The organism is Mycobacterium sp. E1214, assembly GCF_001666755.1.
Classification (GTDB): domain Bacteria; phylum Actinomycetota; class Actinomycetes; order Mycobacteriales; family Mycobacteriaceae; genus Mycobacterium.
In genome coordinates this window covers 88,207-114,649 of record NZ_LZJC01000020.1, presented here as the reverse complement: position 1 = coordinate 114,649, position 26,443 = coordinate 88,207, and the positions used below count along the sequence as shown (strand labels likewise).

The window sequence follows — 26,443 nt, the reverse complement described above, 5'->3', positions numbered from 1 at the left end:
GAGGCGGGCACATGTCGTAGTGGTCCCGAGGAGGTGCCGCGCGGCGCGGGTGGCGCCGCCCCGGCCGCCCGGCGGTTAGGGCCGGTGGCGGGAACGGGTGCCGCGGCGGCGCGAATCGAAAGCGGCCCCGGGCGCAGCGGTCAGGATTCCAGGTCGAGCGCGGCGCCGATCAGCGCCAGGTGGCTCAGCCCTTGGGGGAGGTTCCCCAGGAAAGAATCGTCGTCGGTGTCGATCATCTCGGGCAGCACGCCCACGTCGTTGGTGAGCTCGACGAGTTCGGCCATCAATTTGCGCGCCTCGTCCGTCCTGCCCACGTGATGCAGGGCCGACACGGCCCAGAACGAACACGCGACGAAGGCGCCCTCGTGATCTTCCTCGCGCGCGCCGGTGAAACGGAACAGCAAAGGCCCGCAACCTAATTCGCGCCGCAGGGCGTCGATGGTCGACGACATGCGCGGGCCCTGGTCGAAGCCGCTGCCGGCGTGCAATAGGATCGAGGCGTCCAGCTTGCCGCTGCCGGGGAACCATTCGTAGCTGTTGAGCTCGTCGGACCAGCAGCGCCGCTGCACCCACTCGCGGATGCGCTCGGCCTCGCTGGCCCACCGGCTCGGATCACCGGGGATCTGACCCTGCTCGGCCAGGTACACCGCGCAGCGCAGCGCCTGCCAGCAGCCCAGCTTGGAGGTGGTGTAGTGCTCCTGCTCCGGCAACTCCCACATGCCGGCGTCGCGGTGCCGCCAGGCGTCGCAGGCGCGGTCGGCGAAGCCGGCCAGCAGGTGTCCGGTCTCGGTATCCAGGACATGGCCGCCGTCGACGTAGAGCCGAACGGTGTCGAACAGGTCGGCGAAGATGCTCAGCTGCAGCTGGCCGTCCGCGCGGTTCCCGGTGACGACCGGCCCGATCCCGCGCCAGCCCGCGGCCTCGAACTCGTGCACCGGGGGAGGGGCGGAGCCGTCGAGGCGGTAGAAGACGTCCAGCTGCGGCCCATGGCGGCGCACGGTGCGCAACAGCCAGCTGACGGCGGCGTGCGTCTCCTCGCGAATCCCGAAGCGGCGCATGGCGCTGAGCGTGTAGGCCGCGTCGCGTATCCACGCGAAGCGGTAATCCCAGTTCTTGCCGCCCGAAAGCCGTTCGGGCAGTGAGGTGGTCGCGGCGGCCGCGATCGCCCCGGTCGGGCTGAAGATGAGCAGCTTGAGCAACAACACGCTGCGGCGCACCGCCTCGTTCCAGTCGCCGGTGCACTCGAACTGGCCCGACCAATTGCCCCACAGGTCGATGGTGCGGTCGAGGCCCTGGTCGATGTCGCGGGCCAGGGACAGCATCAGCGGTTCGGAGTCCGACGCCACGACGCCGATCAGTTGGCGTTCACCGGGCGTGGCGGTGAACGTGCCGCACGCCGCCTGGTCGGTCCACTCGGCCTCGACGTTGTCTGACAGGCAGATCCCCAGATTCAGCGCCCCGGCTCGCAAAACCTTGCCGTGCGGTGTTTGCCGCGCCCACGGCGACATGCAGTCGAACGACGTCCCCGGCGCCACCCGCCAGCGCATGGGCACCTCGCCGTCGATGCCGTCGACGCGGCGGGCCAACTCCGTCCACGGTAACCGGCCGCCGAAGCCGATGTTCAGCGCGTCGGTGACGCGCACGCTGCCCGACTCGGTGACGAAAGTCGTTTCCAGCACGTTGGTTTTCGGAAGATACCGCCGCTGCGTGCGAAACGGCACCGTGGGCGACAGGTCCAGGCGGCCGCCGTTGGGCTCGTCGAGCAGCGCCGCGAAAACCGGCGGTGAATCGAGATGCGGGATCGGGAACCAGTCGATGGCACCGTCCCGCGCGACCAGCGCCACCGTCTGCCCGTCCCCGATGGGCGCATAATCGCGCAACGCCGCGAATCCACCTGTCCGATATGGGGATTCGGCCGGAGCGGAAGTGTCGGGATCGAGCTCGGGCGACGGCACACGCGAGGATTCCCGCCGCCGCACGGGAGTAAACCGCGCACCAGCGCTTAGCGCGGCGCCCAGCGGGTAACCGGCGGTCATGACCAAGATCGGATACTTCCTGTCCTGCGAGCAGTACGGACCGAAGGAGCTCATCGACCAAGCCAAGCGGGCGGAGGCGGCCGGTTTCGACGCGCTGTGGATTTCCGACCACTTCCACCCCTGGAACGACGAGCAGGGCCAGAGTCCCTTCGTGTGGGGCGTCATCGGGGCGTTGTCGGAGGCGACCTCGCTGCCGGTCAGCACGGCGGTCACGTGCCCGACCATCAGGATCCACCCGGCGATCCTCGCCCAGGCGTCGGCCACCGCCGCGGTGCAGCTCGACGGCCGCTTCGTGCTGGGCGTCGGCAGCGGCGAGGCGCTCAACGAGCACGTCCTCGGCGACCCGTGGCCCTCGGTGGGAGTGCGCCAGGAGATGCTCGAGGAGGCCGTCGACGTCATCCGGCTGCTGCACCGCGGTGACGAGGTGAGCCACCACGGCAAGCATTACGAGGTGCAGGAGGCACGCATCTACACGCGGCCCGAACAACCGGTGCCGATCTACGTCTCCGGCTTCGGCCCGCAGGGCGCCAAGCTGGCGGGGCGCATCGGCGACGGCTTCGTGTTGGTGACCCCGGAAGCCGACCTGGTCAAGACATTCCGGGAGTCCGGCGGCGGGGACAAGCCCGTGCAGGCCGGCACCAAGGTCAGCTGGGACAAGGACCCCGACACCGCGCTGGCGGCCGCGCACAAGCTGTGGGCCAATGACGCCCTGCCCGGACAGTCGGCCCAAATCCTGCCGCGGCCTAAGGATTTCGCGGCGCTGATGTCTTTGGTCACCCCCGACCAGGTCGGCGAGACCATCGCCTCCGGTCCGAGCCCCGACACCCACGTCGCGCAGGTGCGCAAGTATCTCGACGCCGACATCGACGAGGTCTATGTGCAGCAGGTCGGCCCGGACAAGGAAGGGTTCTTCGCGATCTACGAGCGCGACGTGCTGCCGCAGCTGCGCGGCTGAGGGTCGTCGGGCCGGCTCACCGGGTGAAGGCCGGACCGTCGAAACGGTCTCGGGTGACGAACTCGGCCACGGGACGACGGCGCAGTTTGGTCAGCTGGCGCACCGGCTTGCCTAGCGGCACGACGGCCACCACCGCGTGCCGGTCCGGGATGCCCAACAGCTCACGGACCGGGCCCTCGGCCGCCACCGCCATCGTCGTGATGGTCCCGCCGAAGCCCTCGTTGCGCGCGCCCAACAGGACGTTCCAGATCAACGGGTACACCGACGCGCCGCCGACGAGCCCGACCCGGTCAAGGTCCTGGTCGACGGCGGCCACCACCCCGAGGTCCACCGAAAACACCAGCACCACAGGCGCGTTCGCGATCGGCGCGATGAACGTATCCGGGACCTCCGTCTCGTCGATGACGTGTTGGGGCACCTGCGGGGGGTTGACCGGATTCCACGGGTTCTCGCCCGCTTGCACCTGCGCGAAGTAGCGGCGGGCGGCGTCGGCGCCGAGTTCGGCCAGCTGGCGTTGGACCTGCTTGTCGCGCAACACCGTGATGTGCGCGCCCTGCCGGTTGCCGCCGCTGGGCGCGAAGCGCGCGTTGTCGAAGATCCGCGCCAGCACGGCGTCGGGCAGGGGATCTTCGGTGAATTCGCGAGCCGCGAACGTCGTCCGCATGACGTCGTAGAGGTCCATGCCTTCTATTGTCGCTGTCGCCGTCAGCCGGCCGACGCGTACCGCTCCAGGCGGAAGGTGCGCTTGAAACCGGCCGGCTGCGTCGTCAGGGTCACCTCGACCGCACCGCCGGGCGCGATGACGTAACGCTCTTCGACGTCGGGGCCGTCCTTCCAGCGACCGACCGGCTGGCGCCCGAGGTCCTCGCGGTCGAACAGGGCCGGATCGAAGGGGAACAGGACCGGGTCGTACGGCGTGACGTCGCCGTCGGGCCGGCCGTTGACCAGGCGGCTGCACTCCACGAACCGGAAGTGCCCGATGTTGTGCGCCGCGCGGTAATTGCGTTTGACCACCAGCGGGGTGCGGCCGTCGGCCGGCAGGGACACGTCTTTGCAGACGATCGGGTCGAACACGACGCCGGCGCCGGCCTCCGCCTCCCGGAACACACCGAAGTTGCGGGAGAAGCTCTCCGACAGGGCGAACCCGGCCTCCTTGTCGAGGAAGACGGCCAGGCCGATCGCCGTCGCGGCGAAGGGGTGCGGCGAGCGCTTGACGCGCTTCTCCCCGAACGTGGTGCGCAGCATCCGCGCGATCAGCGGGAAGCTGCCGGCCCCGCCCACCACGTAGATGCCCGCGACCTCCGACCACGCCACGTCGGCGCCGCCGCGGGCCGGATCCCGCAGCACCCGTTCGAGCAACGCGGTCGTCTTGTCCACCAACGGCGCGCAGACGTCGTAGACGTCGTCGATCGGGCAGGCGAACGGCGGTCGGTCCGCGCCGTCGATCCCGGTGAGGTCGACCAGAAACCGGCGGGTCTGCGGCCCGACGGCCTCCTTGCGCGCAGCGCACTCCTCCCGCAGCAGTTCCCGCCCGGCGGGGTCCAGGCCGCGCAGCGGCGCGCGGTCCGCGACGAGGTCGGCGATCGCCTCGTCGAAGTCGTCACCGCCCAGGCGCTGGATGCCCTCGCTGACGACGACCTCGTTCGCGTGCCCGCTCATCTTCAGCAGCGAGGCGTCGAACGTGCCGCCGCCGAGGTCGTAGATCAGGACGTACTCCCGTTTGGCGGTAATGGTCGAGCGGTACCGGTGGGCGTACTCGAGGCTGGCCGCGGAGGGCTCGTTGAGCAGCGCGGCGACGTGAAACCCCGCGTCCACGAAGGCGTCCAGCGTCAGGAGGCGCTGCGCGCTGGAGGCGTTGGCCGGCACGCTGATCGCGGCCTCGATCTCCTCGCCCGGGGCCAGGATCGCGTTGGAGCGCCGGTGCAACTCGGTGCGCAGTTGGGTCAGGAAACCGGTGAACAGCTCGGCCAGCCGGTAGCCGCGGCCGGCCAGCTCCACCTCCGTCTGCGGGCCCGCCTCATTGAGGAGGCGCTTGAACGACCGCAGCACCGCCCACCCGGGCTGGTGGCGCACCGCGGCGGCGTCCGCGCCGTAGCGCAACTCCCCGGCGGCGTTCGCGGCGACCAGCGACGGCCACGCGTCGACGCCGTCAAAGGAGACGACGGGATAGTTGCCTCGGTCGACGGACGCGACGACGGTGTGGGTGGTGCCGAAGTCGATACCGACTCTCATCGCGCAATTCTAGGACCCGGCCGCGGGCTGGGACACGACCTTTTTTACCGGCGCGTCCCACTGCCGCTGCACCTGGCGCTCGGCCGCGGTCGCGATCAGGCCGGCCGGCGCGAAACGCCGCGACGGCACCGGCTCGTCCTCACTCAGCGGTGGCCGGCCATCCCCGCGAATCGCCCTGAGCGCGACCACGATTGCCACGGCCACCACGATGACGACCACCAGCGCGAACAGGATCGACAGGGTGCCCTGGATGAAGGTGTTGCGCACGACGTCGTCGAGCTGGCGGGCGTTCTTGGCCGAACCGAACGCCGTCTTGCCCGCGGCCTTGGCCGCCGCGTACTGGGCGTGCTGCGACCAGTACCCCACCGCCGGGTCGGCGGAGAAGATCTTCTGCCACGAGGCGCTCAGCGTGACGGCGAGGTCCCACACCAAGGGGACTCCCGGCACCCACACCCACGCGAGCAGGCCCCGCTTGATCACCACCACGGTGACCACGGTCAGGGCGATGGCCGCCAGCAACTGGTTGGCGATGCCGAACAGCGGGAACAGCGTGTTGATCCCGCCTAGGGGATCGGTGACGCCCATCAACAGGATGCTGCCCCAGGCCGCGGCCACCACCACGCTGCACAGCCACACTCCCGGGCGCCAACTCGGGTTGCGCAGCTTGCCCAGCGGACCGCCAAGGTTGCCCAGCGCGTCGGAGAGCATGAACCGGGCAACCCGGGTGCCGGCGTCCACCGCGGTGAGGATGAACAGCGCCTCGAACATGATCGCGAAGTGGTACCAGAAGGCCTGCAGACCGGCGCCGCCGAACACCCGGTGCAACACCTCGGACATGCCGACCGCCAGGGTGGGCGCCCCGCCGGTGCGCGACACGATCGACTTCTCGCCGACGCTGGCCGCCGCCTGGTTGAGCTGGTCGGCGGTTGCCGGTGCCCCCGACAGGCCGAGCCCGTTGACGTAGTGCGCGGCGCTGGCCGCGGTGCCGCCGGTCTGCGCGGCCGGGGCGTTGAGCGCGAAGTACACGTGCTGGTCGAGGATGGTGGCGCTGATCAGCGCCATGATGGCGACGAAGGATTCGGTGAGCATGCCGCCGTAGCCGATGAACCGCATCTGGCTTTCCTTCTCCAGCAGCTTCGGTGTGGTCCCCGAGGAGATCAGGGCGTGGAAACCCGACAGGGCACCGCAGGCGATGGTGATGAAAAGGAACGGGAACAGCGAACCGGCGAACACCGGGCCGTTGCCGGCGCCGGCGAACCGGGAGACGGCCGGGGCCTGGATGACCGGGTGGGCGATGCAGATGCCGACGGCCAGCAGGGCGATGGCGCCGACCTTCATGAACGTGGACAGGTAGTCGCGCGGCGCCAGCAGCAACCACACCGGCAGCACCGACGCGACGAAACCGTAGCCGACGATGAGCCACGACACCGTCACCGCGGACAGGTTCAACCATGAACCGCCCCAGGAGGTTTGGCCCACCCAGGCGCCGGCGGCCACGGCCGTCATCAGCAGCACGAAGCCGATGATCGACACCTCGGCCACCCGGCCCGGCCGGACGAAACGCAGGTAGCACCCCATGAACAGGGCGATCGGGATCGTCATCGCGATGGAGAAGACGCCCCACGGGCTTTGGGCCAGGCCCCGCACCACCACCAACGCCAGCACCGCGATGATGATGACCATGATGACGAACGCTCCGACCAGCGCCGCGGCGCCGCCGGCAGCGCCGAGTTCGTCGCGCGCCATCTGGCCCAGGGAGCGCCCGCGGCGCCGGGTGGAGATCCACAGCACGAGGTAGTCCTGCACGGCCCCGGCGAAGACGGCGCCGACGATGATCCAGATGCTGCACGGCAGGTAGCCCATCTGCGCGGCCAGCACCGGGCCCACCAGCGGGCCGGCCCCCGCGATCGCGGCGAAGTGATGCCCGAACAGCACCCGCCGGTCGGTCGGCACGTAATCGATGCCGTCGTCGAGGATCTCGGCCGGCGTCGCGTGGTCGTCACGCGGGCGGACCACCTTCAGCTCGATCAACCGGGCGTAGAACCGGAAACCGATGATGTAACTGCAGATCGCCGCGACGACGATCCACACGGCGTTGACCGTCTCGCCGCGGAGGAACGCGATGACCGCCCAGGCGGCCGCGCCGACCACGGCGATGGCGGCGAAGACGACCTTGTGCGCCGTGGTGATGGGGGAGCGGTCGACAATCGCGACGGGCGGCAGGTCTTCGTGGGTGCTGATGTAGCTGACGTTTTTGTCGTCGTGCACAGTCACGGTCAAACCCTACGACGATCGTCGGACGGTCGCGCCGGTGAATCAGTACAGCGCGCGTACGGCGTCGAGGGTGTCCGCCTCCGCGGGGCCCTTGTCGTCCCGGTAGCGCAAGACCCGGGCGAATCGCAGCGCCAGCCCACCCGGGTATCGCGTCGATTTCTGCACGCCATCGAGCGCCACCTCCACGACCTGTTCCGGGCGCAGCGCCACGACGTAACCGTCGAGGCCGCCCACGGCGAGTTCGGTAAACCGGGCCGTCTGCCAGTCCAGCATGGCGTCGGTCATTCCCTTGAACGTCTTGCCGACCATGATGTATTCGCCGGAGGCCGAATCCCGCGCTCCCAGGTGAATGTTGGACAGCTTGCCGCGCCGACGCCCCGACCCCCACTCGACGGCGAGCACCACCAGATCCAGGGTGTGCACCGGCTTGACCTTGAGCCACCCGGCGCCGCGGCGCCCCGCCTGGTACGGCGCCGCCGGGGACTTGGCGAGCACGCCCTCGTAGCCCGCGGCCAGCGTCGCGTCCAGGAAGCCGGCCGCCCGAGCCGGATCGCCCGTGAGGAGCCGGTCCACGCGGTTCGCCGGCGGCACCAGCGCGTCGAGGGCCGCCAGCCGTTCGCTGGTCGGCGCGTCGAGCAGATCCTCGCCGTCGCGATGCAGAATGTCGAAGAAGAAGACGGAAAGGGGTTGTGCAGCAACGGCTTCAGCTACGTTGACCGACCGGCCGAAGCGAGAGGCGGTGACCTGGAATCGGTGCGGTCGATGGTCCGGCCGCAACGCGATAGCCTCGCCGTCGGCGACCAGGTGGTCGACCGGCAGGGCCAGCGTGGCCTCGACCACCTCGGGCAGTCGCGCCGTGACGTCGTCGAGGCTTCGGGTGTAGACGGTGACCTGGTCACCCGCGCGGTGAATCTGGACGCGCGCCCCGTCCAGCTTCGCCTCGAATATCGTTGCGCCGCCGTGGCGTTCGATCGCGTCGGCGACGCTGGTGGCCGTCTGCGCCAGCATGGGCCCGACCGGGCGTCCGACCCGCAGGGTGAACGCGTCCAGGGCGGCGGCCGTACCGGCCCCCGGGCCGCACAGCGCGGCGGCCGCCACGGCCGGCAAGTCCCCGCCCAGCATCGCGGCGCGTTGCACCGCGACGGCGGGAATGCCGGCGGCCTCGGCCACGGCGTCGGCCATGATGCCGACCAGTGCGCCCTGGCGCAGCTCGCCGCCGAGCAGGCGCACCAGGAACGTCTGCTCGGGTTCGGTCGCGGCGGCGAACAGCGCGCTGAGCAACTCGGCGCGACGCGCCTGCGACCCCTTGCCGGAGACGGCCCCGATCGCCGTGAATGCTTCGTCGACGCCGGCCACGGTCAACGTGGGTTCCGGCGCGGCGGGGGGCCGAGAGCGCAGCGACGCCCACCCGACCCCGATCTGCCGCTGCCGCAGCTCACCGGAGAGCCAGGACACGACGACGGCGACGGTGTCGGGCTCGGCCGCGGCCCGCCGCAGCAGGCCGGCGATGTGGGTGACCTTGGCGAGCCGCGACGACGTGCCCCCGACGTCTCGTGACGTCGTCGCCACATCGCCGAGGAGCATGGTTGCCAGCTTGGCACGGCGCGCCGACAAGGTCCCGGGGCGGACGCGCTAGCGTTCCCACGTAACGTTACAAATCGCTGGGAATCTGACAAGCCCGAGAAAGGGAGGTCCGGATGGAGATCAACGGGAAGAAGGCCGTCGTGATCGGCGGGGCGTCGGGGATGGGCCGCGCGACCGCCGAGCTGTTCGCCGCGCGCGGTGCCCAGGTCGCGGTGCTCGATCGCGAAGGCTCCGACGGCAAGACCGTCGCGGACGGCCTCGGTGGCGTGTTCCACGCCGTCGACGTCACCGACTTCGCCGGAACCGAGGAGACGCTGCGGACCGCGGTCGAGCAACTGGGCGGCCTGCACGTCATCGTGACCACCGCGGGCGGTGGCATCGCCAAGCGGACGTTGTCCAAGTCGGGCCCGCACGACCTGGAATCCTTCCGGTCGGTGGTCGATCTCAACCTCATCGCCACCTTCAACATCAGCCGGCTGGCGGCCGCGCACATGGCCGACAACGAGCCCGAGGACGAAGAGCGCGGCGTCATCATCAACACCGCGTCCATCGCGGCGTTCGAGGGGCAGATCGGTCAGGTCGCCTACACCGCCGCGAAGGCCGGCGTGGCGGGCATGTGCCTGACCATGGCCCGCGACCTGGGGTCGGTGGGCATCCGGGTGCTGGCCATCGCGCCCAGCTTGTTCGCGACGGGGTTGACACAGGGCATCCCCGACGAGTTCGCCACGCAGCTCACCAAGGATGCGGCCTTCCCGAAGCGCCTCGGCCGGCCCGAGGAGTACGCCAAGCTGGCCGCCGCGATCGTGGACAACCCGATGCTCAACGGCCAGTGCCTGCGGCTGGACGCCGGACAGCGGTTCGCGCCCAAGTAGCGCCCCCGCGGTCGCCCGCCCGCGGTATTAAGTACACTCTTTACCCAGCCGCCCCGCTCCCCCTCGGAGCGGGGCTGGCGGTCACATTCACCGACGTTTGCGGACCGCGCGGCGGGCCGGGAGGGGTCCTCATGGGCATCGCACTGACCGACGACCATCGCGAACTCGCCGGCGTCGCCCGATCATTTCTCACTTCGCAGAAGGCCCGGTGGGCGTCGCGGAGCCTGCTCGACGCCAACGACGAGACGCGTCCTGCGTTCTGGCAGAACCTCGTCGAGCTCGGGTGGCTGGGCTTGCACATCGACGAAGAGCACGGCGGTTCGGGCTTCGGCCTGCCCGAGCTCGTGGTCGTGGTCGAAGAGCTCGGTCGCGCGGTCGCGCCCGGGCCTTTCGTGCCCACCGTCATCGCCTCCGCGGTCATCGCCAAAAACGGCTCCGCCGAACAAAAGTCGCGACTACTGCCCGGCTTGCTCGACGGCACCGGCACCGCGGGCGTCGGCCTCGGCGGCCACCTGGAGGTGGCCGACGGCGTGGTCAACGGTGACGCCGGCATCGTGCTGGGCGCCGGCCTGGCCGAGCTGTTGCTCCTGGCCGCCGGTGAGGACGTGATAGTGCTGGAGCGCGACCGTGCCGGGGTTGTCATCGACGTGCCGGAGAACCTGGACCCGACCCGCCGATCCGGGCGGGTCCGCCTGGAGAACGTCGCCGTCGGTCCCGACGACGTCCTGACGGATGCGCGCGCCTCGGCGCTGGCGCGGGCGCGCACCCTGTTGGCGGCCGAGGCGGTGGGCGGGGCGTCCGACTGCGTCGACGCCGCCGTCGAGTACGCCAAGGTGCGCCAGCAGTTCGGCCGCACCATCGCGACTTTCCAAGCGGTCAAGCATCATTGCGCCAACATGCTGGTGGCCGCGGAGTCCGCGACCGCCGCCGTCTGGGACGCCTCGCGGGCGGCAGGGGAAGATGAGCAACAGTTCCAGCTGGCCGCCGCGGTGGCCGCGGCGCTGACCTTCCCCGCCTACGCGCGCAACGCTGAGCTGAACATCCAGGTCCACGGGGGCATCGGCTTCACCTGGGAGCACGACGCGCACCTGCACCTGCGCCGGGCGCTGGTGACCTCGGCGCTGTTCGGGGGTGACGCGCCCGCCGCCGACGTGTTCGAGCGCACCGCGTCGGGTGCCGTCCGGGACAACAGCCTGGACCTGCCGCCCGAGGCCGAGGAGCTGCGGACGCGGATCCACGCCGACGCCGCCCAGATCGCGGCCCTGGACAAGCAGGCGCAGCGGGACAAGCTGATCGAGACCGGCTATGGGATGCCGCACTGGCCCAAGCCGTGGGGGCGCGCCGCCGACGCGGTCGAGCAGCTGGTGATCGAAGAGGAGTTCCGCGCGGCCGGCATCAAGCGGCCCGACTACGGGATCACCGGCTGGGTCATCCTCACCCTGATTCAGCACGGAACCCCTTGGCAGATCGAGCGCTTCGTGGAGAAGGCGCTGCGTAAAGATGAGATTTGGTGCCAGCTGTTCTCCGAGCCCGACGCCGGATCGGACGCCGCGGGCATCAAAACCCGCGCCACCCGCGTTGACGGCGGCTGGAAGATCAACGGGCAGAAGGTGTGGACCAGTGGGGCGCATTACTGCGCGCGGGGCCTGGCCACCGTGCGCACGGATCCCGATGCCCGCAAGCATGCCGGCATCACCACGGTGATCGTCGACATGAAGGCGCCCGAGGTCGAGGTCCGGCCGTTGCGGCAGATCACCGGCGGCTCCGACTTCAACGAGGTGTTCTTCAACGACCTGTTCGTCCCCGACGAAGACGTCGTCGGCGAGCCGAACACCGGGTGGACCGTCGCGCGGGCCACGCTCGGCAACGAGCGCGTCAGCATCGGCGGCAGCGGCTCGTTCTACGAAGGCCTGGGTGACGCGCTGATCGACCTGGTTCGGCAACGCCCAAATCAGTTGGCGGGGGCCAACGTTCGCGTGGGCAACTTCCTCGCCGACGACCACGCGTTGCGCCTGCTCAATCTGCGCCGCGCCGCCCGCAGCGTCGAGGGCGCGGGCCCGGGTCCGGAGGGCAACGTCACCAAACTCAAGCTGGCCGAGCACATGGTGGACGGGGCCGCGATCTCGGCGGCCTTGCTGGGCCCCGACGTCGCACTGGCCGACGGGCCCGGCGCGCTGGCGGGGCGCATGATCATGGGCGCCCGCGGCATGTCCATCGCCGGTGGCACCTCGGAGGTGACCCGCAACCAGATCGCCGAGCGGATCCTGGGCATGCCGCGCGATCCGCTGATCAACTAGGGGGAACCCTCAGGCCGGGGCGAACTGCGGGGCGCCGCCACCGCCCCGCGCCTCCAGCATCCCGACTGGCATCCCGCATCGCACCGAATCCGGTTCGCAGTCAACGATGTTCGCGGCCACGCGCAGCCCGGGCTGCTCGACCAGCTCGACGATGGCGATCACGTAGGGGACGGGAATCTCGGGGTTATAGGGGTGATGGTTCACCGTGTAGGTGAACACGGTGCCGCGTCCCGAGACCGGGCGCGCGGACAGCGGCCCGCCGCAGGAGCGGCACTGGCCGGTCGACGGGTGCGTCCAGCGCGCGCAGGCATCGCAGTAGTCGATCAGCAGCGGCTGGTCCGGCACGACGAATACAGTACACTCAATTGGTTCGACGCGAGGTGGCTGACGGGGCGGTGGGCGTGACGCTTTTCGAAAAGGACGCGATCGTGTCCGGCATCGGCATCTCGCGGATCGGCCGGCGCACCGGCATCCCGGGCCTGGAGCTGACCATGGAGGCGGTCCGGGCCGCCATCGAGGACGCTGGGCTGACGGCCCCCGACATCGACGGCATCGCGACCCTGGGTGACACCCCGGCCGAAGACGTCAACGCGCAACTGCGCATCGAGGCCCCCGATTGCGGATCCGGCTTCGGCACCGGTGGCCTGCTGAGCCCGGTGATGTCGGCGTGCCGTGCGGTCGCCGAGCGCCGCGCCCACCACGTGGTGGTGTACCGGACGATTCAGATGCTCGGCGGCACGGTGCCGGTCAAGCCGCAGCAGGATGCGCCGCCGCCGCCGCTGGCGCGGATGTTCGAGGCCGCCGAGCCCGGCCGACGACCCGCCGTCGGCCCGATGGACGACGTCAACGATCTGGTTGCCGCGCAAGCATATTCGGCCGCGAACTGGCTGGCGCTGAATTGCCGCCGCCACATGGAGCTGTACGGCACGACAAAGGAACAGCTGGGCTGGGTGGCGCTCAACGGCCGGCGTAACGCGGCGCTGAATTCCCGGGCGGTGTACCGCGACCCGATGTCGATGGCGGATTACCTGGGCGCGCGGCCGGTATCCTCGCCGTTGAGCCTGCTCGACTGCGACGTGCCGATCGACGGGTCGGTGGCCGTGGTCGTGTCGCACGCGGAGTACGGCGATGACTGCCCACACCGTGCGGTCCGGGTCGAGGCGATCGGTGGATCCGACGGCGCCGGCGGCTGGTTTCACCGCGACGACTACCCCAAGATGGCCATGTCCGACGCGGCGGCTCAGATGTGGTCGCGCACCGACCTTACGGCCGGGGACCTCGAGGTCGCCCAGCTCTACGACGGGTTCACCTACCTCACCCTCGCCTGGCTGGAGGCGCTCGGAATCTGCGGCGACGGCGAAGCGGGCCCGTACGTGCAGGGTGGCGCGCGCATCGCGCGTGACGGCGCCCTGCCGCTGAACACCTACGGCGGCCAACTCTCGGCGGGGCGCATGCACGGGTACTGGGCGCTGCACGAGGGCTGCCTGCAACTGCGTGGCGACGCGGGGGAGCGGCAGGTCCAGCGCCGCCCCGAGGTCGGCGTCGTCTCGGTGGGCGGCGGCCCGGTCGCCGGTTGCCTGCTGCTGACCTGCTGACCTTGCGTGCCAACGTGAGTCAGCCGCACCCGAGGCCCGGTGAGACAGCAGAGCCGACCTCCGGCCGGCCGACCAAGCTCGCGTCGAAGATCGCCCGCGACATCGAGGCGGACATCGTGCGCCGCGGGTGGACCGTCGGCGAATCGCTGGGATCCGAACAGGCGCTGCAACAGCGCTTCGGGGTCAGCCGGTCGGTGCTGCGCGAAGCCGTGCGCCTCGTCGAGCACCACCAAGTCGCCCGGATGCGCCGCGGCCCGGGCGGCGGACTGCTCATCTGCGAACCCGATGCCGGCCCCGCCACGCGCGCCGTCGTCATCTATCTCGAGTATCTGGGCACGTCGCTGGTCGACCTCCGCAACGCGCGGCTGGTCCTCGAACCCCTGGCGGCCGCCCTCGCGGCCGAGCGGATCGACGAGGCGGGCATCGCGCGCCTACGGGCGGTGCTGCACGCCGAACAGCAGTGGCGACCCGGGTTGCCGGCGCCGCGCGACGAGTTCCACATCGCGCTGGCCGAACAGTCGAAAAACCCCGTGCTGCAACTGTTCATCGACGTGCTGATGCGCCTCACCAAGCGCTATGCCCTGCAGTCGCGGGCCGGCTCGGCGGCCGAGGCCACCGAGGCCGTCGGACACCTGCACGCGCATCACTCCGAGATCGTCGCCGCCGTCACCGCCGGTGACCCGGCGCGCGCCAAGACGCTCAGCGAACGGCACGTCGAGGCGGTGACCGCGTGGTTGCGGCACCACCAGGCGGAGGCGGGCCGCACGGCGCGGCGTCCGCGGCGCCTCGACGCCGAAGCGCCCCGCGGCAAGCTGGCCGAGACGCTGGCGGTCACCATCGGCGACGACATCGCCGCCGGCGGCTGGCAGGTCGGTGCCGTCTTCGGGACCGAGACCGCCTTGCTGGAGCGTTACCGGGTGAGCCGGGCGGTGCTGCGCGAAGCGGTGCGGCTGCTGGAATATCACTCGATCGCGCGCATGCGTCGGGGGCCCGGCGGTGGCCTGGTGATCGCCGAACCCGCGGCGCAGGCCAGCATCGACACGATCGCGCTCTACCTGCAATACCGCGATCCCAGCCGGGAGGACCTGCGGTGTGTCAGGGACGCCATCGAAATCGACAACGTCGCCAAGGTCGTCAAACGGCGTGGCGACGCCGACGTGACCGCGTTCCTGGCGTCGTGCCGGGCCGCCCACTGCTCCGGGCCCGAGCCGCACGACGCCGGACCGCCCGCCGACGTGCGCACCGCCGTCACCGAGGAGTTCCGGTTCCACGTCGGGTTGGCGCAGCTGGCCGGGAACGCCCTGCTGGACCTGTTCCTGCGCATCATCGTCGAGCTGTTCCGCCGCCACTGGTCCACCACCGGGCAGGCGGCGCCGACGTGGGCCGATATCTCGGCCGTGGACCACGCCCACCAGCGCATCGTGGAGGCCGTCGAGGGCGGCGACGACAGTTTGGCGCGCTACCGGGTGCGCCGCCATTTGGACGCCGCCGCCTCCTGGTGGCTGTAGAAGGCGGCGTTGACCGAGGTGTGACCAAAGCCGCGGCATAGCCGGAGCCCGCCGTGGGTACTGAGACAAGAAATGTCAGGCGGTCCGGTCCAGCAGTGAGCCGGTAGGTGCGACGGAGAGCGAGAGCGCTGGAGTGACCACAAGCACCCCAACCCAGGGACTCGGGTTCGTGCATTCCGCGCTGATCTACCGCTCCGAGCAAGAGAATCTGGAGCTGGCGGCCCGCTTCATCGACCAGGGCCTCACCGGTGACGAGGCGGTGCTGGTCGCGGTGCCCACCGAGCAGCTGGCGTCGCTGCGCGGCGTGCTGTGCCCCGGCGGGGACATGCCCGACGCCTTGCGCATGGCCGACATCACCGAGGCCGGCCGCAACCCCAGCCGGTTCATGGCGATGGTGGGATCCTTCGTCGACGAATTCGTCGACCGGCGGGTGCGGGTCGTCAGCCAGCTGGCTTGGCCCGGACGCTCCGAAGAGGAATTGGTCGCGTGCATCGAGCACGAGGCGCTGCTCAACGGCGCGATGGACGGCTACCAGGTGACCGGGCTGTGCCTCTTCGACGCGAACCACCTCGACGACCAGTTGATCGCGGACGCGCGCGCGACGCATCCCTTGCTGTGGCGAGGCGGCGCCCTGCACCGCAGCGCCGACTATGCGCCCGGCGAGGTCCTCGAGCGCTGCAACCGCCCACTGCCGGTGAAGGCCGGCGCGGTGACCTTCATGGTGCGCGGCTCGGCGGACCTGCGGCCGGCCCGGTCGTTCGTCGCCAATTACGCCGGCTGGATGGGTTTGTCCCAGGACGCGATCGACGATCTGCAGCTGATCGCCACCGAACTGGCCACCAACAGCCTGATGTACAGCGGAAGCCCCTGCCGCCTCGCGCTGTGGCGCGATGACGAGCACCTCGTCTGCGAGGCGCGCGACGGCGGGCGGTTTGACGATCCGCTGGTCGGCCGCCTGGATCCGGGGCCGGACGCCCCCGCCAGCCGCGGCCTGTACCTGGTCAACGCGATCTCGGATCTGGTGCGCACCCACACGGGCAGCGGCGGCACCACCATCCAGGCGTACCTTCCCGTCGAGCCCGCGTAAGGCCCCTCAAACGCAAACGACCCGCCGGATCGCCCCCCACGCAGCGGTCCAGCGGGTCGCTTGATGTCGGCTAGAGGCTGCCGATCAGGCCACCGATGCCGCCCAACAGACCACCGCCACCGGTGCCGCCCAAGAGGCCGCCGCCACCACCGCCACCTGCGGCGGTTGCGCATCCGGTCGGAAGTACCAACACCGCGGCAACCCCGGCGGCCGCGACCGCCGTCTTCAGGGTCTTCTTGGTGCCCTTAGCCATCATTCTTGTGCCTTTCCTGCGAGGGGTAGAAAGTGCACGGCCTTGTGACCTGTGCCACGCCCGAGTTCCCCATGTTAGACACACGTAAACCACCGATAGGCCAAAAAATTCGCGTGCAGGCCACCATTTCGGCGAATGGACATCCGGTGCGGTTCATGAAACGAGTTGCGCGAGCGGGCCGCCGCCGCCTATTCTCACGCCGTGCGTTATCGCAGGCGTGCCGTGCAGGCAGTAGTAGCTAGCACCCGCAGCGGGGTCTGACCCAGACCGACCCCCCGCTGTGGGTCGGAAAGCTCCTGCCGTCGGTCATCCCCAACTGACCGAAGAAGACCGGCACCATGACCTTCCCCGAACGCTTCCCCGCCCTGCCGTTTCAGCCCGGTGGCTCGGCCGCCCAGTCGTTTGCCCAGCAGTCCGCCGCCGCTTTGCCGCTCGGCCTTCGCGACGTGGCCGACCGCATGAGCTGGGACGAGTTCGTCGCGACCTACGCGCGAACCGCCGGGCCCGTGCGGCTGGGCCAGTGGGCCTGCGTCGACGGCCAACGGCCCGCGGGTCCGCAGGCGGACAATTTCCGCGCCACCATCGCCGTCGGCGATCGCCTCAGCACCGCTACGGCCGCGGCTAGCGGGCCCATCGCCGCGCTCACCGCGATGCTGCACGAGCGGGGCATCACGGTGGAGATCGTGCGGTTCCATCAGCTGCCCTCCGCCGGGGCGACCGCCACGTTCATCCGCGGCAGCGACGGCATCCGCTCCGAGTGGGGGATGGGATGGTCCGACGATCCGACGCAGTCAGCGCTGCGCGCCGTGATCGCCTGCGCCAACCGGCTTTTCGCGCCCGAGTAATCGGCCGGCGCTCGCCGGGTGCTAGAGCGGCCGTAGGACGATCGGCATGCCGTCCATGGGGATCGGCATGCCGCCGTAGTCGTAGCGCGGCTGATAGCCCGGCCTCGCCAGTTCCAGGCGATAGCGGCGCAGCAGCCGGTGCACGACGGTCTTGACCTCGAGTTGGCCGAAGGCCATGCCGATGCATTTGTGTGCGCCGCCGCCGAACGGGGCGAACGCGTACCGATGTTTCTTGTGCTCCGAGCGCGGCTCGGCGAACCGCTCCGGATCGAATGTGTCCGGCTCCGTCCACAATTCGCTGAGGCGGTGGTTCATGCCGGGCCAGATCGTGATGTTGGTGCCGGCCGGGATGTAGTGCCCGAGCAGCTCGGTGTCTCGGACGGCCTGGCGCATGTTGAAGGGCAGGGGGGTCACCATGCGCAGCGACTCGTTCATGACGAGTTCGAGAGTCTCCAGCTTCTCCAGCGACTCGATGTCCAGTGGACCGTCACCGAGCCGGGCCGATTCCTCGCGCGCCCGCTCCTGCCACTGCGGGTGTGCGGCCAGGTTGTAGACCATCGTGGTGGTGGTCGACGTGGACGTGTCGTGGGCGGCCATCATGAGGAAGATCATGTGGTTGACGATGTCGGAGTCGGTGAAGCTGTTGCCGTCCTCGTCCTCGGTGTGGCACAACACCGTGAGCATGTCGCTGCCGGTGGCGTTGCGCCGCTCCTTCACCCGCTCGATGAAGTAGTCCTCGAGCAGCTTGCGCGCGCGCAGCCCGCGCCACCACTTGAACGGCGGAATCGGTTGCCGCACAATGGCTCCGCCCGCGCGGGTCGTCGTAGTGAACGCCGAGTTGACCTTGGTGACCAGCTCGTGGTCGGACCCGGGTTCGTGGCCCATGAACACCAGCGACGCGATGTCGAGGGTCAGCTCCTTCATCGCCGGGTGGAACAGGAACCGCGCGTCGTTGGTCGGCCAGTGGGCGACGATGTCGCTGGCCACCCGATCGATGTGCTCGACGTAACCGCTGAGGCGGGACCGGGTGAACGCCTCTTGCATGATGCGCCGGTGATACATGTGTTCCTCGAAGTCGAGCAGCATCAGGCCGCGATTGAAGAACGGCCCGATCACCGGGTGCCAACCCTTCTGCGAGAAGTCCTTGTTGCGGTTGGAGAACACCGCTTGGGTGGCGTCGGGCCCCAGCGCGGTGACCGCCGGCATGATGGGCGAGTCCAGGTAGATCAGCGGACCCCGGGTCCGGTACAGGTGCAGCGCGTAATCCGGTCCGCCGCGGAACAATTCGATGATGTGGCCGAGGATCGGCAGGCCCGCGTCGCCCAGCACGGGCTTGAGTTCGCTGCCCTGCGGTGGCGCCGCCAACGTCTTGGTCTGCCAGTCGTGGGCCAACAGGCGCTTCTCGATCGCCCCCATCCCCGGGATGGTCTGCAGGGTAGGCGTGAAACGGCGTCGCGCCTGGTCGAGCAGGTAGTGCGGGGTGCTGATGGTGGCGGTCATCGAGGCTCCTTTGCGCTCCAGTGAGTGCCCCCCAAAAAAAGGTGACAACGGTCACTGCTCAATTACCTTCGACAAAAACTTGACGGCTGTCAAGTTTGCTTTCCCGGCGGGTTGGTGCACAGTCAGGGAGTGACCAGCCACGCCAGTCCCGAGCCGGGCATGCGCCGACGTGGTGACAAGCAGCGCCAGGCGATCGTGCAGGCCGTTCGGGAATTGCTGGAGGAAAAACCGTTTGCCGAGCTGTCGGTCAGCACCATCAGCCTGCGAGCCGGGGTGGCGCGGTCCGGTTTCTACTTCTACTTCGACTCCAAGTACGCGGTGCTCGCCCAGCTGATGGCGGAGGCGACCGAGGAGCTCGAAGAGCTCACCCACTACTTCGCACCGCGCCAGCCGGGGGAGTCACCCACCGAGTTCGCCAAACGCATGGTCGGCAGCGCCGCCGTCGTGTACGCCCACAACGATCCCGTGATGAACGCGTGCAACGAGGCCCGGCAGACTGATATCGAGATCCGCGGCCTGCTCGACCAGCAGTTCGAAGTGGTGCTCGCCCAGATCGTCGCCATCGTCGAAGCGGAGCTGGCGGCCGGCACGGCCAACCCGATCAGCGACGACCTGCCCACGCTGATCCGCACGCTGGCGGGCACCACCGCGCTGGTGCTGACCGGTGACTCGATCCTGGCCGGCGCCGGCAGCGACCGCGACCGCCGGGTGCGGGTGCTCGAACAGTTGTGGCTGCACGCGCTGTGGAGTGGCCACCCCCGCGGGTGACGGCTCCCCGGTATCGTCACGGCCATGGCGCACAAGGGATCCGGGCAGGGGTTTGCGGGAAAGCGGTGCCTGGTCACCGGCGCGGCCAGCGGCATCGGCCGGGCCACGGCGCTGCGGCTGGCCGAACAGGGTGCCGAGCTGTACCTGACCGATCGCGACAGTGACGGGCTGGAACGCACCGTGGCCGAGGCTCGCGCGCTGGGCGCGCAGGTCCCCGAGCACCGCGCCCTGGACATCGCCGACTATGAGCAGGTGGCCGCGTTCGGCGCCGCCGTCCACGCCGCGCACCCCAGCATGGACGTGGTCCTCAACATCGCCGGTGTGTCGGCGTGGGGAACCGTCGACCGGCTCAGCCACGACCAGTGGCACAAGATGATCGCCATCAATTTGATGGGCCCGATCCACGTCATCGAGACGTTCGTCCCGCCCATGGTGGCGGCCCGGTGCGGCGGCCACCTGGTCAACGTGTCGTCGGCGGCCGGTTTGGTCGCGCTGCCCTGGCACGCCGCCTATAGCGCCAGCAAGTACGGGTTGCGCGGACTGTCGGAGGTGCTGCGCTTCGATCTGGCTCGCCATCGCATCGGCGTCTCGGTCGTGGTGCCCGGCGCGGTGAACACCCCGCTGGTCAACACCGTCGAGATCGCCGGCGTGGACCGCGAGGACCCGAAGGTGGCCCGCTGGGTGCGGCGCTTCACCGGCCACGCCGTGTCGCCGGAGCGGGCGGCCGACAAGATCCTGGCCGGGGTGGCGAAGAACCGGTACCTGGTTTACACGTCGCCGGACATCCGGGCGTTGTACGCCTTCAAGCGGTTCGCCTGGTGGCCCTACAGCGTGGCGATGCGCCAGGTCAATCTGATCTTCGAGCGCACGCTGCGGCCCGCGCCGGTGCCGTCAACTCGGCATGGCCAGTTCGAGGCGCACCCCCAGCAACCGGACCGGGCGGTCGAGCTCGAATAGGTCCAACACCCGCAACGCGGCGGCCACGATGGTGTCCCGGTCGACGCCGGGCGCCTCGAGCTTGCGGATCTTCGTGCGGGTATAGAACGTCGCGGTGCGCACGGTGACCGCCACCCGCGTGACGCTGCGCCCCGCGGCGGCCACCTCCGACAGCGCTCGCTCGGTCAAGCCCGTCAACGCCGCCGCCATCTCGTCGCGGTTCGTCAGGTCGCGCGGAAAGGTCTCGACGTGACTGCGGGAGCGCGGCACCCACGGCTCGGCGCTGACGTGGCTGTCACCCCCGCCCTTGGCCAGCAGGAGCAGCCAGAGGCCGGTGCGTGGGCCGAACGCGGCCGTCAGCGCTTCGGCGTCGCTGCTAGCCAGCGCCCACACACTCGTGATATCAAGCGCAGCAAGCTTTTTGGCCGTCTTGGGACCCACGCCCCAGAGTGCGTCGACCGGGCGGTCGCCCATCAGCTGCATCCAGTTCGCGTCGGTCAGCACGAACACGCCGTCGGGCTTGGCGAAGCCGGTGGCGACCTTGGCGCGCTGCTTGTTGTCGCTGATGCCGACCGAGCAGGACAGGCCGGTCTGCGAGGCGATGACGGTGCGCAGGTGCTCGGCGACCTCGACGGGGTCCGCCGCCGACACGGCGACGTACGCCTCGTCCCACCCCCACACCTCGACCGGGTGGCCGAGATCCCGTAGCAACCCCATGACCTGCTCGGACGCCGCGTCGTAGGCCGGTGGGTCCGACGGAAGGAACGTCGCGTCGGGGCAACGGCGCGCGGCCGCGCGCAACGGCATGCCGGCGTGCACGCCGAATTCGCGGGCCTCGTAGGAGGCGCATGTGACGACCTTGCGGGGTTCGGTGGGGTCGCCGTTGCCGCCCACGACGACCGGCCGCCCGTGCAGGTCCGGGTGGCGGCGCAGCTCCACCGACGCCAGGAATTGGTCGAGATCGACGTGCAGGATCCAGGTGGTCGAGGTCATCGGCCACAAAGCTTGCGCGCCAAGCTTTCCCACGCGTCACCCAAAGTCGTCACGGTGTGGCCGCCCTCGCTGAGTTGGTGCTCGACGTAGTCGACGTCGAGCAGCGCCAACAGCGCGTCGGTCTGCGCCTCGAGGTCGCCGGTGGACTGTGCCGCCCTGAGCAGCACCCGCACGTGGGTACGCGACACCGTCGCCGGCGCGTTGTGCCGGTGTTGTGGGCTGCGGTTGGCCGCCGACAGCAACTCGTGGTGGGCGTGGGCGAAGCGGATCCGCTCGCGTCCGAACGCCACGAGCCGGTCGGTCGGCGGTGCGCCGGGACCCAGCGGTGGGGGGCCGAACAGGAACGCTTGTTGGACGACTTGTTCGTCCTCGTCGAGCAGGACCATCATCAGTCCGGCCCGGCTGCCGAAGCGGCGAAACAGCGTGCCCTTGCCGACTCCGGCGGCGGCGGCGATGTCATCGGTGGTGACGGCGTCGGCGCCGCGCTCGGCGACGAGTTTCCGGGCGGCCTCCAGAAGCAGGGCGCGATTGCGTGCGGCGTCGCCGCGCTCCTGCTGCGCCGCCCGGGGCGCGAACACCGGCAGTTCGCCCGCTCGTTCGCTCATCATCACTGCACTTTAGCGCCGTCGGAATTAAACGGACTACAGTCCAGTTGATGCGTGCGAGGATGTAGACCAACGACCGAAGGGAACCGCGACAGTGGCAATCAACATCTTGGCGTTAGTGGGTAGCTTGCGGACGGCGTCGATCAACCGCCAGATCGCCGAGCTGGCGGAGAGTGTGGCACCGGACGGCGTCACCGTCACCGTCTTCGACGGCCTGAACGACCTGCCGTTCTACAACGAAGAGATCGACGACGTCATGAACGCTGATGCCACGCCGCTGGCGCCCGTGGCCGCCTTGCGCGCCGCCGCGGCCGGCGCCGACGCCGCCCTGGTGGTCACGCCCGAATACAACGGCAGCTACCCGGCCCTGATCAAGAACGCGATCGACTGGCTGTCCCGCCCGTTCGGTGACGGTGCCCTGAAGGGGAAGCCGCTGGCCGTGATCGGTGGCTCCTTCGGCCAGTACGGCGGGGTGTGGGCGCATGACGACACTCGCAAGTCGTTCGGCATCGCCGGCGCCCGGGTGGTCGAGTCGATCAAGCTGTCCGTTCCGTTCAAGACGCTCGAGGGCAAGGCCCCGTCCGAGCATGCGGAACTGTCGGCCAACGTGCGTGACGTGGTCGGGAAACTCGCCGCCGAAGTGGGCTGAGTTTCCGCCCGGCGTGGCGGTCGGCGGCACCGGATTGGTGGAAGCCGACAACCCGTGAGGCATCGACCTGCCGTTTCGCCAACAGCGCATAGCCAAAGCCGCCAGCATCGCCTGGCGGCTTTGCTAGTTGTGGGCACCGCCGCCGGGCGCGGCGGTCTTGTCGGTGGCCGCTGCCATACTCCCCTGATGAGGCACCGCGACGCGCCGTGTGACGTGCGACACGCCGACGCGACGCGGGAAAACGTGCACGTCAGGGCTTACGACCAGGGAATTTCAGAAATGTTATTCAGAACATCTTGTATCTGGACAACTTGTCAGCCACTAGGTGTAGTGTTTCGAGCTACCGGCAGATCCCAGGACCGCCAAGCCAGCCAGGCTCGGCGACCCCCCGAAATCGGTGTGAAGTTGTCGAAGTCAGATCTTCGGCTCCGGCCACCCGCGACGGGAATCTGGGGGCATGACGGATCGCTGAACATAGCAATGACGCAATCTTCGAGTAGTTGCCAGTCCACCGGGTCATCCCCTTCCGCAAAGGAGCGGCATCCATGAGCATCACCGTGTACACCAAGCCGGCTTGCGTGCAGTGCAGCGCCACCTACAAGGCCTTGGACAAGCAGGGCATCGACTACGAGACGGTCGACATCTCGCTGGACTCCGAGGCGCGCGACTACGTGATGGCGCTGGGTTACCTGCAGGCCCCGGTCGTGGTGGCCGGCGCCGACCACTGGTCGGGTTTCCGGCCGGATCGCATCAAGGCGCTCGCCGCCGCACAGCTGAGCGCTTAGCCACCAGGAGAACGAGGTAAGGGGGTTGCGGTGCCATGGACGCCACGGAGCGCAACCTGGACTGGATGAGTGACGAGGCGCCGCCCGCGCGGTCGTCACTGGTCTACTTCTCGTCGGTGTCGGAGAACACCCACCGCTTCGTGCAGAAGCTGGGGCTGCCGGCGACCCGCATCCCGCTGCATGGCCGTATCACGGTCGACCAGCCGTACGTGCTGGTGCTGCCCACCTACGGCGGTGGCCGTGCCACCCCCGACCTCAACGCCGGGGGCTACGTCCCCAAACAGGTCATCGCTTTCTTGAACGATGAGCACAATCGGTCGTTGATCCGCGGCGTCATCGCCGCGGGCAACAACAACTTCGGTGCCGAATTCGCCTACGCGGGCAATGTCATCTCGCGTAAATGCGGCGTCCCTTACCTCTACCGTTTCGAACTCATGGGCACCCAGGACGACGTGGAAGCCGTCCGTGCGGGCTTAGCCAATTTCTGGAAGGAACAGACGTGCCACCAACCGTCGCTGCAGAGCCTGTAACCTCCGGCACGCTCGCGTTGCCCGACGAGACGGACTACCACGCGCTCAACGCGATGCTGAATCTGTACGACGCCGACGGCAAGATTCAGTTCGACAAGGACGTGCTGGCGGCCCGTCAGTACTTCTTGCAGCACGTCAACCAGAACACCGTTTTCTTCCACAACCAGGACGAGAAGCTCGACTACCTCATCCGCGAGAACTACTACGAGCGTGAGGTTCTCGACCAGTACTCGCGTAACTTCGTCAAGGCGCTGCTGGACCGGGCCTATGCCAAGAAGTTTCGGTTTCCAACGTTTCTCGGCGCCTTCAAGTACTACACCTCCTACACGCTGAAGACCTTCGACGGGAAGCGCTACCTGGAGCGCTTCGAGGACCGTGTCGTCATGGTCTCGCTCACCCTGGCGGCCGGTGACACTGCCCTGGCCGAGAAGCTGGTGGACGAGATCATCGACGGCCGGTTTCAACCGGCCACCCCGACGTTCCTCAACTCGGGCAAGAAACAGCGCGGCGAACCGGTCAGCTGCTTCCTGCTGCGCATCGAGGACAACATGGAGTCCATCGGGCGGTCGATCAACTCCGCGCTGCAGCTGTCCAAGCGCGGCGGGGGAGTGGCGTTGCTGCTGAGCAACATTCGCGAGCACGGCGCGCCGATCAAGAACATCGAGAACCAGAGCTCCGGCGTCATCCCGATCATGAAGCTGCTCGAGGACTCCTTCTCCTACGCCAACCAGCTGGGCGCGCGGCAGGGTGCGGGCGCGGTGTACCTCAACGCGCACCACCCCGACATCTACCGCTTCCTGGACACCAAGCGGGAGAACGCCGACGAGAAGATCCGGATCAAGACGCTGAGCCTGGGCGTGGTGATCCCCGACATCACCTTCGAGCTGGCCAAGAAGAACGAGGACATGTACCTGTTCTCGCCGTACGACGTCGAACGGGTCTACGGCCTGCCGTTCGCCGACATCTCGGTGACCGAGAAGTACTACGAGATGGTCGACGACGCCCGCATCCGCAAGTCGAAGATCAAGGCGCGCGAATTCTTCCAGACGCTGGCCGAGCTGCAGTTCGAGTCCGGCTACCCCTATATCATGTTCGAGGACACGGTTAACCGGGCCAACCCCATCGACGGCAAGATCACTCACTCGAACCTGTGCTCGGAGATCCTGCAGGTCTCCACCCCGTCGGAATTCAACGAAGACCTGTCGTATTCCAAGGTGGGCAAAGACATTTCGTGCAACCTCGGCTCGCTGAACATCGCCAAGGCCATGGACTCGCCGGACTTCGCCCAGACCATTGAGGTGGCCATTCGGGCGTTGACCGCCGTCAGCGACCAGACCCACATCACGTCGGTGCCCTCGATCGAGAAGGGCAACAACGAATCCCACGCGATCGGCCTCGGGCAGATGAACCTGCACGGCTACCTGGCGCGTGAGGGCATCTTCTATGGGTCCGACGAGGGAATCGACTTCACCAACATCTACTTCTACTGCGTGCTCTATCACGCGCTGCGGGCGTCGAACCGCATCGCGATCGAGCGCGGCAGGGCGTTCGGCGGATTCGAGCGGTCGAAGTACGCCTCCGGCGAATTCTTCGACAAGTACACCGAGCAGGCGTGGGAGCCGGCGACCGACAAGGTGCGCCAGCTGTTCGCCGACGCCGACATCCGCATCCCCACCCAGGACGACTGGAAGCGCCTCAAGGAATCGGTGCAGAGGCACGGCATCTACAACCAGAACCTGCAGGCGGTGCCGCCCACGGGGTCGATCTCCTACATCAACCACTCGACCAGCTCCATCCACCCGGTCGCGTCCAAGGTCGAAATCCGCAAGGAAGGCAAGATCGGCCGCGTCTACTACCCGGCGCCCTACATGACCAACGAGAACCTGGAGTACTACCAGGACGCGTACGAGATCGGCTACGAGAAGATCATCGACACCTACGCCGCGGCCACCCAGCATGTGGACCAGGGGCTGAGCCTGACGCTGTTCTTCAAGGACACCGCCACCACCCGCGACGTGAATAAGGCGCAGATCTACGCCTGGCGCAAGGGAATCAAGACGCTGTACTACATCCGGCTGCGCCAGATGGCCCTGGAGGGAACCGAGGTCGAGGGCTGCGTGTCCTGCATGCTGTAGGGCT

At 68.9% G+C, this 26,443-nt stretch carries 23 protein-coding genes; 13 read left to right on the top strand and 10 right to left on the bottom strand.

Going from position 1 to position 26,443, the window contains the following annotated elements; all coding sequences use genetic code 11:
* Positions 1 to 140 precede the first annotated feature (140 nt).
* The gene (locus A5700_RS02480) at positions 141 to 1,880 is read right to left on the bottom strand and encodes a glycoside hydrolase family 15 protein (RefSeq protein ID WP_068069327.1); all 1,740 of its coding nucleotides are present in this window, start codon (positions 1,878 to 1,880) and stop codon (positions 141 to 143) included.
* Positions 1,881 to 2,034: 154 nt separating this feature from the next.
* On the opposite strand from A5700_RS02480, the gene A5700_RS02475 reads away from it, so the two are divergent.
* Complete coding sequence (locus A5700_RS02475; RefSeq protein WP_068069330.1) at positions 2,035 to 2,991, top strand: LLM class F420-dependent oxidoreductase; 957 nt, start codon at positions 2,035 to 2,037, stop codon at positions 2,989 to 2,991.
* A gap of 16 nt (positions 2,992 to 3,007) precedes the next feature.
* Here A5700_RS02475 and A5700_RS02470 read toward each other — a convergent pair whose 3' ends face one another.
* The 4 genes from A5700_RS02470 to A5700_RS02455 are packed head-to-tail and all read right to left on the bottom strand — an operon-like array spanning position 3,008 to position 9,081.
* Positions 3,008 to 3,673 (bottom strand): nitroreductase family protein, encoded by a 666-nt coding sequence (locus A5700_RS02470; protein ID WP_068069332.1) that lies wholly within the window; start codon positions 3,671 to 3,673, stop codon positions 3,008 to 3,010.
* A gap of 23 nt (positions 3,674 to 3,696) precedes the next feature.
* Positions 3,697 to 5,223, bottom strand: coding sequence for an Hsp70 family protein (locus A5700_RS02465; protein WP_068069335.1), 1,527 nt, complete (start codon positions 5,221 to 5,223; stop codon positions 3,697 to 3,699).
* 9 nt (positions 5,224 to 5,232) lie between these two features.
* The gene (locus tag A5700_RS02460) at positions 5,233 to 7,503 is read right to left on the bottom strand and encodes a carbon starvation CstA family protein (RefSeq protein ID WP_068069338.1); all 2,271 of its coding nucleotides are present in this window, start codon (positions 7,501 to 7,503) and stop codon (positions 5,233 to 5,235) included.
* A 36-nt stretch (positions 7,504 to 7,539) separates the two neighbouring features.
* A complete protein-coding gene (locus A5700_RS02455; protein WP_068069468.1) occupies positions 7,540 to 9,081 on the bottom strand; it encodes an ATP-dependent DNA ligase in 1,542 nt (513 codons plus the stop codon).
* 113 nt (positions 9,082 to 9,194) lie between these two features.
* Between A5700_RS02455 and A5700_RS02450 the strand changes: the two genes are divergently transcribed.
* Positions 9,195 to 9,953: an SDR family NAD(P)-dependent oxidoreductase gene (locus tag A5700_RS02450; RefSeq protein WP_068069342.1), complete on the top strand. Its 759-nt coding sequence runs from the start codon at positions 9,195 to 9,197 to the stop codon at positions 9,951 to 9,953.
* Between the two features lie 131 nt (positions 9,954 to 10,084).
* Entirely contained in the window at positions 10,085 to 12,250 is a 2,166-nt protein-coding gene (locus A5700_RS02445) for an acyl-CoA dehydrogenase (protein WP_068069347.1), read from the top strand.
* 9 nt (positions 12,251 to 12,259) lie between these two features.
* On the opposite strand, the gene A5700_RS02440 is transcribed toward A5700_RS02445, so the two are convergent.
* Entirely contained in the window at positions 12,260 to 12,595 is a 336-nt protein-coding gene (locus A5700_RS02440) for a Zn-ribbon domain-containing OB-fold protein (RefSeq protein ID WP_068069352.1), read from the bottom strand.
* 56 nt (positions 12,596 to 12,651) lie between these two features.
* Here A5700_RS02440 and A5700_RS02435 point away from each other — a divergent pair, with 56 nt between their 5' ends.
* The 3 genes from A5700_RS02435 (at position 12,652) to A5700_RS02425 (ending at position 16,440) form a co-directional block, all read left to right on the top strand.
* Positions 12,652 to 13,845 (top strand): thiolase family protein, encoded by a 1,194-nt coding sequence (locus A5700_RS02435; protein WP_068069470.1) that lies wholly within the window; start codon positions 12,652 to 12,654, stop codon positions 13,843 to 13,845.
* A gap of 14 nt (positions 13,846 to 13,859) precedes the next feature.
* A complete protein-coding gene (locus tag A5700_RS02430; protein ID WP_068069472.1) occupies positions 13,860 to 15,353 on the top strand; it encodes a FadR/GntR family transcriptional regulator in 1,494 nt (497 codons plus the stop codon).
* Positions 15,354 to 15,486: 133 nt separating this feature from the next.
* Positions 15,487 to 16,440: a sensor histidine kinase gene (locus A5700_RS02425; protein ID WP_068069354.1), complete on the top strand. Its 954-nt coding sequence runs from the start codon at positions 15,487 to 15,489 to the stop codon at positions 16,438 to 16,440.
* A 70-nt stretch (positions 16,441 to 16,510) separates the two neighbouring features.
* Here A5700_RS02425 and A5700_RS25870 read toward each other — a convergent pair whose 3' ends face one another.
* Positions 16,511 to 16,693 (bottom strand): hypothetical protein, encoded by a 183-nt coding sequence (locus A5700_RS25870; RefSeq protein ID WP_068069474.1) that lies wholly within the window; start codon positions 16,691 to 16,693, stop codon positions 16,511 to 16,513.
* Positions 16,694 to 17,031: 338 nt separating this feature from the next.
* On the opposite strand from A5700_RS25870, the gene A5700_RS02415 reads away from it, so the two are divergent.
* Complete coding sequence (locus A5700_RS02415; RefSeq protein WP_068069358.1) at positions 17,032 to 17,538, top strand: homocitrate synthase; 507 nt, start codon at positions 17,032 to 17,034, stop codon at positions 17,536 to 17,538.
* A 21-nt stretch (positions 17,539 to 17,559) separates the two neighbouring features.
* Here A5700_RS02415 and A5700_RS02410 read toward each other — a convergent pair whose 3' ends face one another.
* The gene (locus A5700_RS02410) at positions 17,560 to 19,038 is read right to left on the bottom strand and encodes a cytochrome P450 (RefSeq protein WP_068069362.1); all 1,479 of its coding nucleotides are present in this window, start codon (positions 19,036 to 19,038) and stop codon (positions 17,560 to 17,562) included.
* Positions 19,039 to 19,167: 129 nt separating this feature from the next.
* On the opposite strand from A5700_RS02410, the gene A5700_RS02405 reads away from it, so the two are divergent.
* Positions 19,168 to 19,806, top strand: a complete 639-nt coding sequence (locus A5700_RS02405; RefSeq protein ID WP_068069366.1) for a TetR/AcrR family transcriptional regulator — start codon at positions 19,168 to 19,170, stop codon at positions 19,804 to 19,806.
* Positions 19,807 to 19,830: 24 nt separating this feature from the next.
* Entirely contained in the window at positions 19,831 to 20,763 is a 933-nt protein-coding gene (locus A5700_RS02400) for an SDR family oxidoreductase (RefSeq protein ID WP_068069369.1), read from the top strand.
* On the opposite strand, the gene A5700_RS02395 is transcribed toward A5700_RS02400, so the two are convergent.
* Both A5700_RS02395 and A5700_RS02390 read right to left on the bottom strand, forming a co-directional pair.
* Positions 20,698 to 21,735: a DNA polymerase IV gene (locus A5700_RS02395; protein WP_068069377.1), complete on the bottom strand. Its 1,038-nt coding sequence runs from the start codon at positions 21,733 to 21,735 to the stop codon at positions 20,698 to 20,700. The genes A5700_RS02400 and A5700_RS02395 overlap by 66 nt on opposite strands.
* Positions 21,732 to 22,343: a TetR/AcrR family transcriptional regulator gene (locus A5700_RS02390; protein WP_369828205.1), complete on the bottom strand. Its 612-nt coding sequence runs from the start codon at positions 22,341 to 22,343 to the stop codon at positions 21,732 to 21,734. Before A5700_RS02390 ends, A5700_RS02395 begins: the two co-directional genes overlap by 4 nt.
* A 91-nt stretch (positions 22,344 to 22,434) precedes the next feature.
* On the opposite strand from A5700_RS02390, the gene A5700_RS02385 reads away from it, so the two are divergent.
* From A5700_RS02385 to nrdE, 4 genes are all read left to right on the top strand, one after another.
* Positions 22,435 to 22,989 (top strand): NAD(P)H-dependent oxidoreductase, encoded by a 555-nt coding sequence (locus tag A5700_RS02385; protein WP_068069380.1) that lies wholly within the window; start codon positions 22,435 to 22,437, stop codon positions 22,987 to 22,989.
* A 545-nt stretch (positions 22,990 to 23,534) separates the two neighbouring features.
* Entirely contained in the window at positions 23,535 to 23,774 is a 240-nt protein-coding gene (locus A5700_RS02380; protein WP_068069386.1) for a redoxin NrdH, read from the top strand.
* Positions 23,775 to 23,809: 35 nt separating this feature from the next.
* On the top strand, positions 23,810 to 24,304 hold the full coding sequence (gene nrdI, locus A5700_RS02375) for a class Ib ribonucleoside-diphosphate reductase assembly flavoprotein NrdI (protein WP_068069392.1): 495 nt from the start codon (positions 23,810 to 23,812) through the stop codon (positions 24,302 to 24,304).
* The gene (gene nrdE, locus A5700_RS02370; RefSeq protein ID WP_068069395.1) at positions 24,274 to 26,439 is read left to right on the top strand and encodes a class 1b ribonucleoside-diphosphate reductase subunit alpha; all 2,166 of its coding nucleotides are present in this window, start codon (positions 24,274 to 24,276) and stop codon (positions 26,437 to 26,439) included. Before nrdI ends, nrdE begins: the two co-directional genes overlap by 31 nt.
* Positions 26,440 to 26,443: the final 4 nt, after the last annotated feature.

Bases quoted from the DNA above. Each gene is read 5' to 3' on its own strand.
- A5700_RS02475 (WP_068069330.1), top strand. From the start codon at position 2,035: ATGACCAAGATCGGATACTTCCTGTCCTGCGAGCAGTACGGACCGAAG.
- A5700_RS02470 (WP_068069332.1), bottom strand. From the start codon at position 3,673: ATGGACCTCTACGACGTCATGCGGACGACGTTCGCGGCTCGCGAATTC.
- A5700_RS02465 (WP_068069335.1), bottom strand. From the start codon at position 5,223: ATGAGAGTCGGTATCGACTTCGGCACCACCCACACCGTCGTCGCGTCC.
- A5700_RS02455 (WP_068069468.1), bottom strand. From the start codon at position 9,081: ATGCTCCTCGGCGATGTGGCGACGACGTCACGAGACGTCGGGGGCACG.
- A5700_RS02450 (WP_068069342.1), top strand. From the start codon at position 9,195: ATGGAGATCAACGGGAAGAAGGCCGTCGTGATCGGCGGGGCGTCGGGG.
- A5700_RS02445 (WP_068069347.1), top strand. From the start codon at position 10,085: ATGGGCATCGCACTGACCGACGACCATCGCGAACTCGCCGGCGTCGCC.
- A5700_RS25870 (WP_068069474.1), bottom strand. From the start codon at position 16,693: ATGGCTAAGGGCACCAAGAAGACCCTGAAGACGGCGGTCGCGGCCGCC.
- A5700_RS02415 (WP_068069358.1), top strand. From the start codon at position 17,032: ATGACCTTCCCCGAACGCTTCCCCGCCCTGCCGTTTCAGCCCGGTGGC.
- A5700_RS02410 (WP_068069362.1), bottom strand. From the start codon at position 19,038: ATGACCGCCACCATCAGCACCCCGCACTACCTGCTCGACCAGGCGCGA.
- A5700_RS02400 (WP_068069369.1), top strand. From the start codon at position 19,831: ATGGCGCACAAGGGATCCGGGCAGGGGTTTGCGGGAAAGCGGTGCCTG.
- A5700_RS02395 (WP_068069377.1), bottom strand. From the start codon at position 21,735: ATGACCTCGACCACCTGGATCCTGCACGTCGATCTCGACCAATTCCTG.
- A5700_RS02390 (WP_369828205.1), bottom strand. From the start codon at position 22,343: ATGATGAGCGAACGAGCGGGCGAACTGCCGGTGTTCGCGCCCCGGGCG.
- A5700_RS02380 (WP_068069386.1), top strand. From the start codon at position 23,535: ATGAGCATCACCGTGTACACCAAGCCGGCTTGCGTGCAGTGCAGCGCC.
- nrdI (WP_068069392.1), top strand. From the start codon at position 23,810: ATGGACGCCACGGAGCGCAACCTGGACTGGATGAGTGACGAGGCGCCG.